The sequence below is a fragment of the Magnetospirillum sp. SS-4 genome (genome assembly GCF_902729425.1).
Taxonomy (GTDB): Bacteria; Pseudomonadota; Alphaproteobacteria; order Rhodospirillales; family Magnetospirillaceae; genus Phaeospirillum.
Map to the genome: position 1 here is coordinate 1 of NZ_CACVCH010000130.1, position 1,170 is coordinate 1,170.

General features: G+C 62.5%; 2 protein-coding genes. Both read left to right on the top strand.

Annotated features, from left to right (window positions below; genetic code table 11):
• Positions 1-91 precede the first annotated feature (91 nt).
• Entirely contained in the window at positions 92-604 is a 513-nt protein-coding gene (locus MTBSS4_RS18740; RefSeq protein WP_173984894.1) for a winged helix-turn-helix domain-containing protein, read from the top strand.
• Complete coding sequence (locus tag MTBSS4_RS18745; RefSeq protein ID WP_173984895.1) at positions 601-1,158, top strand: IS630 family transposase; 558 nt, start codon at positions 601-603, stop codon at positions 1,156-1,158. Before MTBSS4_RS18740 ends, MTBSS4_RS18745 begins: the two co-directional genes overlap by 4 nt.
• Positions 1,159-1,170: the final 12 nt, after the last annotated feature.

Below are 1,170 nucleotides of genomic sequence, written 5' to 3' on the forward strand. Positions count from 1 at the left end.
TACCGGCGAACGCTCGAAATGACTCCTCCATGCTTGCCAAGGCGCGGCAGTCGTGAATCACTGGGTTTCCACCAAATGGATGGGGGAAGCCATGTCGAGTCAGATCAAAATATCGGAAGGGATGTCGGCGGGTGAGCTTCGATCCTGGGCTCGCCATTGCGGCAATGGGCGAGCGACGGCACGGGCCTACGCTATCGCCAACGCGCTGGATGGCCTGAGCCGTGGTGAGGCGGCGCGACTTGCCGGGATGGACCGCCAGGCGTTGCGGGACGCGGTGACGCGCTACAATGTCGAGGGCGTGACGGGGCTCTTCGACCGACCGAAGGGCCGTCGGCCGGAATGGCTGAGCGAGAGCGAGCAGGCGACGTTGGCCGCCGTGATCTTCAAAGGACCGAAGCCCGAGGTTGATGGCGTCTGTAGCTGGACCCGGGAAGCCCTGGCGATCTGGATTTCGGCCAAATTCGGCAAGACGCTGCATCCGGGCAGCCTGAGCCGTATCCTGCGACGGATGGGCATGTCGCGCCAAAAGGCACGGCCCGTCCATCCCAAGAAAGACACCAAAGCGCAGGAACGCTTTGAAAAAAGGGGCTCCGCGATTCGGTGAAGGCTGCGCAAAAGGCTCATCCGACCAAGCGGATAAGCCTGTGGTTCCAGGACGAGGCCCGCGTCGGACAGAAGGGCCGCCTTTGCCATCGCTGGTGGCTTCGGGGCCAGCGCCCGCCGGGACTTTGCGATCAGCGTTTCGACTGGACCTATATTTTTGGGGCGGTCCAACCCGCCACCGGCGATGGATTCGCCCTCGTTCTGCCAGAAGTCTCCACCCGCACCATGACGCTATTCCTGGCGGAATTCGCCAAGACCCTCGCCCCGGATGAGCACGCCGTGATTGTCCTTGATGGGGCTGGCTGGCACGGAGCCAAGGCACTGGCCGTCCCCGACAACATCACCCTCGTCCCATTGCCGCCCTATTCTCCAGAAAGCAACCCAGTCGAGCGAATCTGGCTGTTCCTGCGCGAGCGGTTTCTCTCGCTGTGCGTCTGGCCTGACCGCAACGCCATCATCGACGCATGCTGCGATGCATGGAATGCACTCAGCGCCGACCCAGATAGGCTCAAAAGCCTCTGCTTCCACCCCTGGGTGCGGAAGGTCATTTCATAGGTTCACCGGTAT